Below are 6,772 nucleotides of genomic sequence, written 5' to 3'. Positions count from 1 at the left end.
CACCTCTTCGGGGCTGGGACATGTGCTCGGACCGGCCGATCGTAAACGGGACCGCCGCCACCGGCCCGGCGCGACACCGCGCCGGGCCGGTGGCCGGATCCCCGTGCCCGCCCCCGGGCTCAGCGGGTCAGGACGCGAACCCGCCGTCCACGGCGATCTCGGCCCCCGAGATGTAACGGCCGTCCTCGCCCGCGAGGTGGGCGACGGTGGCGGCGATGTCGGCGCCGCTGCCGTACCTGCCGAGCGCGGTCAGACCCGCCTGGAACTCCGCCGACGGACCGTCCGCCGGGTTCATCTCGGTGTCGATCGGCCCGGGGTGGATCACGTTGACGGTGATCCCCCGCGGACCCAGCTCACGGGCCAGCGCCTTGGTGAGCCCGATCGTCGCGGCCTTGCTGGCCGCGTAGAGCGAGGCGCCGGGGAAGGCGACGCGCTTGGCGATGCAGCTGCCGATGGTGATGATCCGCCCGCCCTCGGTCAGGTGGGCGCCGGCGGCCTGGGCGAACAGGAACGGCGCCCGGACGTTGACCTCCAGGACCCGGTCCACGTCGTCCAACGCCAGCTCCTCGATCGGGCCGAGCACGCCGACGCCCGCGTTGTTCACCAGGATGTCGAGGCGCCCGAAGCGCTCGGCCACCGCCTCCACGACATCCCGGACGGCCTGCGGGTCGGCACTGTCCGCACGGACCGCCCAACCCCGCCGGCCCATCGCCGTGATCTTCGCCGCGACCGCCTCGGCCCGCTCGGCGCTGCCCTGGTAGGTCAGCGCGACATCGGCGCCGTCCTCGGCCAGCCGCAACGCGACCGCCTCCCCGATCCCCCGGCTGCCGCCGGTCACCAGGGCCACCTTGCCGTCGAGCTTCGCGAACCCGTTCACGGCCACCGTCGTCACAGTCTCACTCGTCGTCATATCGCTTGAACTCCTTGACTCGTTCTCGGACATGACTCGATCCTCACCCCACGGGGCCCGCGAGTCCGGCGACATTCGGACATCGCGTTCAACGTTCAACAACCATCCCGTCCGGGCCGCCCGGGTGGGGCCCGGAGCACTCCAAGGGCGGCCGGACGGACCGCCTGCCGTCCAGCACCAGCAGGCGCCGCCGCACGACCAGCGGGTGCCGACGCACGCGGCACTCGAAGCAGGCCGAGCGGACGATCGTGCCGAGCCGGTCATTCGACGAGCACGCCGCGAAAGCCCTCCTCAAGGCTGCTGCGGACCGGGCAAGGCCGCCGATCGGGCTACCGGCCAAGGCTGCTGTGGACCGGCCCGACACCCGGCCGCTCGAAACCTCACGGGCCCTCGCCCTCGCGGCGAGGACCCGCAGGTCCTCCTCCGGTGGCCCTCGCAGCCTCCTCAGGGCGGCCGCACACGGCCGACGTCGATCGGATGTCCACACGCGGACGGTCTACTGCGAGCACAGACCACCCCTTCGAGACCCTGGAGAACCCCCGTGATCAAGCGTGTAGCCGTCGGCATGGCAGCGGCCACCCTGTGCGCACTCGGCGCCGGTGCGGCGGTCGCCAACGCGACGCAGGACAGCACCGCACGACCGACCGCCCACCAAACCTCCGTCAGCCCCGATCACCATCGGGCCCCGGCTGCCCCGGCTGCGCAGGACATGCCTGCCCGGGGCGCCGTGAACGCCTGGATCAACCACGAGGAACACCGCGTCCTGGCGGGCGACCCGCATCGGAACGCGCTTCCGAACACCGCCGCGTGGGAGTACCGCCCGACCGGGCACCCCGTGACCACGGCAGGCTGGCTCGACAAGCCCCGTGAGTACGACATGTAGTTCGGCGCGTCCGCCCCGTCGGTACTGCGGTGCCGACGGGGCGTTTCGTCGCCCCGGCAGTCCTCGCGGCAGCGCCGGCACGCCCCGACACAGCCCGACACAGCCCGACCGCCGGGAGCCGACGGACCGGCGGACCGGCAGGCCGGCAGGCCGGCAGGCCGGCGGACCGGCGGGCCGCTGCGGCGAGTGCCCGCCCCCACCGCACAGGCCGAGCCAGGCCGGGCCGCCCCCTGGCCGCGACCGGTGCCATGGCCGCGACCGGGCCCAGGGCTGCGGGCACCCAGCCACTCGGCCGGGTCGAGGGCCGGCGCCCTGACGTCGCTGCTCACGCCGCTGAGCCCTCCCCGCAATTCGTCGCGTCGTTCGCGATGACGGTCGCGCCGGACGCGCCGGAGCGGCCACCCCCGGGAGGGGGCGGCCGCTCGGCACGGGCAGGGTTGACCGACGGAGGCCGGACTTCCAGAAGCCCGCTGCCGGAGACTCACCGTCAGGAGCCCGCTGTCATGCGCGAACTGTCAGAGGCTCAGCCGCCCGGGCCCGCCGTGAGAGCCCCGCCGTCAGAGCCCCGCCCGTCAGAGGCTCAGGGTCTGACCCGGGAAGATGAGGTCCGGGTTCCCGCCGATCGTCCTGGCGTTCTTGGCGTGCAGGCTCGCGGTGTCGGTGCCGAACTTGGCCGCGATGTCGCTCAGGGTGTCACCGCTCTTGACGGTGTAGCTGCCACCGGAGGTGTTGGTACCGGCAGCGGCCGGCTTGGACGGCTTGGCCGCGTCCTGCGAGTTCCTGGGCTGCGGCTTCTGCGACTTCGCGACCGGCCGGCCCTTCGCGCCCTGGGCCGGGCCCGCCTGCGGGGTCTGCGCGGGCTTGGTCTGCTGCTGGGTCTTGGGGGTGGCCGCCTTGGGCGTGGCCGCCTTCGGGGCCTCGGCCTTGGCGGCCGGGGCCGAGGTGTCGACGGCCGCCGGAGCGCCGCCCTTGGTCAGGCCCGCCTTGGCGGAGCAGACCGGCCAGGCGCCGGGGCCCTGCGAGGCGAGGACCTTCTCGGCGACCGAGATCTGCTGCGCCCTGGTCGCGTGGTTGGCCTGCGACGCGTACGCGGTGCCACCGTACGCGGCCCAGGTGGACGAGGTGAACTGCAGTCCGCCGTAGAAGCCGTTGCCGGTGCTGATGCTCCAGTTGCCACCGCTCTCGCACTGGGCGACGGCGTCCCAGGCGGAGGTGGATGCGGCGGAGGCCGAGGTGGCCGTGACGAGGCCGGCCACCGGGAGGGCCGCGACAGCCCCGCCGACCAGCGCCAGGCGGGCGCGGTTGCGGCGCTTGCCCGTGGTGGCGGTGTTGGTGGTGGCGGCGGCAGTCTCGTTACGGAGTGTCATGAAAGTCCTCTCGACAAGCCCCGGGCGGGCAGGCGGAACCAGACCCTTGGCAGGGCCGTCGCGCTCACCTCACTCGACGGGCGGCCACGCACGTGTCGGACGTGCCGTGCCGCCGCGGCCACCCCCACTCGCCGACGGCCTGTTCGAGCCGGCCGTGTCGGCGGGCACCGCCCTCGCGCCGGGGGTCAGTCGGCGGGCTGTGCGTCGGGGGTGAACCCGGGTGGTGCTCGTTGCACCGCCAATGAAGCTACGGGCCCTCCCGGGCCGCCACAAGCAATTCTTGGACGCCGCAGGTCAGTTGACTGTTACCGGCGGTATCGATCATGAAACCCCATCCGAAATGACCAGGTTTGACCGCATATTCAAGATCGAATGGTCAATTCCCGTGCCCTCGCTCACATCTGTCCATCCGTAAGTCCGCCCACACCATCAACCCAGAGCGACCAGGAACTGACGCATCGTCACCACCCTTGCCGGAGTTCCCGGTTCCGCGCCGGGCCGGCGTGGCGTCGCCCACATTCGCTACCCGCCGTGGCCACTCGGTGGCGCAGCGTATGGTGCACGACCGGTCCGTATCCGACGTATCTGATGTGCCTCCGTACGCCGCCACCGCACCCCTCTCACGCGCCCGCGCCGCCCCTGCCACCGTGCCCGCGCCGCCCCACCGCCCCACCGCCCCCGAGCGGTCCGGCCGAGGACGGGCAGGGAAAGGGGACGGCCGCGCAAGCGCGGGACGGCCGCGCAAGGGCGGGACGGCCGGCCGAGGGTGAGGCCCGCCCGGGAACCGTCAGCCCCCGCCGTCCAGCCCCGCGTCCCGCGCGAGCAACGCCGCCTGCACCCGGTTGTCACAGCCCAGCTTGGCCAGGAGCCGGCTGACGTACGTCTTCACCGTCGCCTCGCTCATGTGGATCCGGGCGCCGGCGTCCGCGTTGGAGAGCCCCTCGCCCAACAGCGCCAGCACCTCCAGCTCGCGCGCGGTCAGCACCTCCAGCCGCCGCCGGGCCGCCGTGCCCCTGGCCGCGACCGGGCCGGTGCGCGTACCGGCCAGCGAGTCCACGATGTGCCGGGTGGCGGCGGGCGACAGGAACGCGTTGCCGGTGGCGGCGGCCCGGACGGCCTGGATCAGCTCGGCCGGCGCGGTGTCCTTGAGCAGGAACCCCGCGCCGCCCTCGGTGACGGCGCGCAGTACGTTGTCGCGCTCTCCGAAGGTGGTGAGGATCAGGGCTCGCGCCCCCGGTACCACCCGGCGCAGCTCGCCGAGCGCCGTGAGCCCGTCCATCACCGGCATCTGGATGTCCAGCAGGACGACGTCCACTCTGTGCGCCAGGGCGAGATCGAGGGCCTGACGGCCGTCGGCGGCCTCGGCGACCACGTCGATGTCGTCGGCGGAGGACAGGATCATCCTGATTCCGGCCCGGATGAGCGGCTCGTCGTCGGCGACGAGGACTCGGATCACTGCTGGTCATCCCCTCGGTGGTGCGGGTGGCGCTGCTCGGCACCATCCTCACACCTCCTGTACCCGGCCCTTCCCGCGGTCGGGAGTTCCGGCCAGGTGCCCGGTCAAGCCGCCGGCCAGGCCCTCCGGTTCAGGCCGGTCAGGCCGGTCAGGCCGGTCGGCCGGTGCGGTCGGCCTGTCGGGTCAGCCCGTCCGGTCGGGGCCCCGGTCACGCCCTCCGACGGGCCGTCCGATCAGGACTTCACCGGGTAGTGCTCCTTCTCCACCAGGGCGCCGTCCTTGAAGCAGAGCCGCACGACGTTGTCCTCGCCCCACGTGTCGGTCGTCTCCCCGGAGAGGAAGTAGCGGCACGCCGCTCCCGCCGGCGGGGTCGGGCCGGAGCCCTCGTAGTTCTTGGTGAAGAAGGCGTTGCCGGCGGGCAGGCGCTTCTCCACCTCGGCCTGCGGCGTGCCGACCTGGAGCGAGTCGTACACCGACCGCTTCACGGTCGCCTCGTCGGCGGCACGGACGAAGGAGACCACGCCCCAGGCCAGCAGGCCGCCGACGACGAGCAGGACCAGCAGCCCGCCGAGCGCGCAGCCGAGCGCGGGGCTGCGCCACCGCCGTGCGCCGGGCCTGGCGTCGGCCGCCGGCAAGGTGTCCAGCAGCCACGCCTCCGCACCCGCTATCCCGGCCATGGCTCCGGCGCCGCCGGCCGTACCCGCCGCTGCGTCCCCCGCCCCGTCCGCGGGCGCCCCACCCGCCCCCTCGTACGGCAGCACGGCGGCAAGCCGGAACCCCGCCTCCGGTGTGGGCCCGGCGTGCACCATCCCGCCGACCAGCCGGGCCCGCTCGCGCAGGCCGGTCAGCCCCTGGCCGCCGCTGACCGCCGGCGCCACGCCGGCCGCGTGGACACCGACCGGCTCGGGTGCCCGCGGGTTGACGACCTCCACCACCAGCGCGTCCGGCTCGTAGCGCAGGGCGACGGTGATGACCGCGCCGGGCGCGTGCTTGTGCGCGTTGGTCAGCGCCTCCTGGACTATCCGGTAGGCGGCGTGGCCGACGTTGGCGGCCGACGGACGGCGATCACCCGCCTCGCTGAAGGAAACAGGAGTCCCGGCCGCGCGGGAGGACTCGACCAGCCTCGTGATGTCGTCCAGTCCCCCCGTCCGCCCGGTGCCGGGCGTCGCTGCGGCTGCCGGCGCCGGCAGCGGGGCGGTCGACTCGTCGTGCAGCACGCCGACCACCTCGCGCAGCTCGCGCATCGCGGCGACGGCAGCCAGCCGCAGCACGCCGACAGCCTCCCGCTGGCGGTCGGTGAGCGTGCGGTCCACCTCCAGTGCCCCGGTGTGGACGGATATCAGGGCGAGCTGGTGGCCCAGGCTGTCGTGCATGTCCTGGGCGATCCGGTGCCGCTCGCGCAGCCGGGCCTGGTGCGCAACCATGACCCGCTCGCGCAGCAACTGGTCGTTGCGCTCGCGCAGCGCGTCCAGCAACGCCCGGCGCTGCGCCCGGTAGCGGCCCCAGAGTGCGGGCAGCACGGCGAGCAGCAGGAACCCTCCGAGCGAGAACCCGATCATCAGCTTGACCGGCGCCGCCCCGATGTCCTTGACCACGCCGACGGCCGTCATCAGCAGGAACCCGCCGGTGAACGAGCCGGCCAGCACGCCGACCCGTTTCACCCGGGCGCCGGCCGACCAGCCGGCGCAGACCAGCAGCGGCAGCGGCCCTGCGGCCCAGCCGCTCGCGGCGGCGGTGAGCACCAGGACGGTCGCCGGCAGCCCGCGCCGGAGCAGGAAGAGCACGGCGCTGCACGGCCCGGAGAGCAGGAAGAGGCCGGAGTCGCTGCCGGCTTCGAGCGGCATCGCCAGCGCGCCCAGCAGCAGCGCGCCGCCGACCTCGCGCACCACCAGCCCGGGCCGCCAGGGCCCGGGAAACGCCGTCCGTACCGCCTTCGACCAGGCCTTCGCCAGTGCATCCACCCGTCGAGGCTAGCGAAGCCGCCGCACCGGGCGCCTTCACCCTTCGTCTAGATCCACCCCCGACGAAAGTCGCGTCCGCTCACCTGACGAAAGTCGCGCCCCGGCCCCGGCAATCCCGGCGGCCACCGCCCCGGCAACCCCGGCGGCCACCGCCACGGCAACAACCGCCCCGACCGGCCGCCCGCCCCGACCGGC

General features: G+C 74.0%; 5 protein-coding genes. 1 reads left to right on the top strand and 4 read right to left on the bottom strand.

Annotated elements, in window-relative coordinates; all coding sequences use genetic code 11:
• Positions 1 to 127: 127 nt before the first annotated feature.
• Positions 128 to 910 carry an SDR family NAD(P)-dependent oxidoreductase gene (locus ACFC1F_RS31295; protein WP_376163348.1) on the bottom strand — a complete coding sequence of 261 codons (783 nt, stop codon included), beginning with the start codon at positions 908 to 910 and terminating at the stop codon, positions 128 to 130.
• A 541-nt stretch (positions 911 to 1,451) separates the two neighbouring features.
• On the opposite strand from ACFC1F_RS31295, the gene ACFC1F_RS31290 reads away from it, so the two are divergent.
• The gene (locus ACFC1F_RS31290) at positions 1,452 to 1,793 is read left to right on the top strand and encodes a hypothetical protein (RefSeq protein ID WP_376163347.1); all 342 of its coding nucleotides are present in this window, start codon (positions 1,452 to 1,454) and stop codon (positions 1,791 to 1,793) included.
• Positions 1,794 to 2,365: 572 nt separating this feature from the next.
• Here ACFC1F_RS31290 and ACFC1F_RS31285 read toward each other — a convergent pair.
• The 3 genes from ACFC1F_RS31285 to ACFC1F_RS31275 form a co-directional block, all read right to left on the bottom strand.
• Entirely contained in the window at positions 2,366 to 3,160 is a 795-nt protein-coding gene (locus ACFC1F_RS31285; protein WP_376163345.1) for a transglycosylase family protein, read from the bottom strand.
• A gap of 787 nt (positions 3,161 to 3,947) precedes the next feature.
• Complete coding sequence (locus ACFC1F_RS31280) at positions 3,948 to 4,616, bottom strand: response regulator (RefSeq protein ID WP_376163343.1); 669 nt, start codon at positions 4,614 to 4,616, stop codon at positions 3,948 to 3,950.
• Between the two features lie 233 nt (positions 4,617 to 4,849).
• Entirely contained in the window at positions 4,850 to 6,577 is a 1,728-nt protein-coding gene (locus tag ACFC1F_RS31275) for a sensor histidine kinase (protein WP_376163341.1), read from the bottom strand.
• Between the last annotated feature and the right edge of the window lie 195 nt (positions 6,578 to 6,772).

It is taken from the genome of Kitasatospora sp. NPDC056181 (assembly GCF_042266225.1).
Lineage (GTDB): Bacteria > Actinomycetota > Actinomycetes > Streptomycetales > Streptomycetaceae > Kitasatospora.
Note: the sequence above shows the minus strand (reverse complement) of the source record. Positions and strands in the feature narration are given on the sequence as shown.